Here is a 503-nt window from a genome sequence, read left to right on the forward strand (position 1 = left end):
AAGTCATCACCGCGCAGGCAACATGAAGAAGCAGGGGCTTAGCTTGATTACGGCAGGCTCAATTCTGGCTGATATGGCACAGGTAGAAGCCGCTGGCTCCAAAATGTATAAGCTGGCGCCGATTAAACACTGGGAAACTGAACAGGTATTTGACCTGCTTCGGATAGCCGGTAGCAATCCCATTAAACGAGTCCCAGGTATCGTCATCGATACTTACCTGACTAACTTCGGTCTTCTGTTAGAGCTTTATGGCAATGGCTCAAATGAGGTTTGCGACATCATTGTGGGGCAGAAAAACAGTGGTTGTGGGGGTAAGGCACGGTTTGGCTGCGTGACCTGCACCCTTGTTGGTAAAACCGATAATTCAGCTACAGGACTTTCAAAATTACCCCGCTGGAATGCGTTAGGCAGTGAAAATGCACTTCGAGTGAGGGATTACCTTTGGCGTTTAAGCAATGATATGGACGCCAGAGCCCTTCATGCTCGAGCTTACGATCCGGTCA

General features: G+C 49.1%; 1 pseudogene. It reads left to right on the forward strand.

The annotated features are described in order from the left end of the window. A pseudogene (locus L5M49_RS25265) lies at positions 1-503 on the forward strand (phosphoadenosine phosphosulfate reductase); the annotation flags it as partial.

Source organism: Shewanella sp. SM74, assembly GCF_025653725.1.
Taxonomy (GTDB): domain Bacteria; phylum Pseudomonadota; class Gammaproteobacteria; order Enterobacterales; family Shewanellaceae; genus Shewanella; species Shewanella oncorhynchi.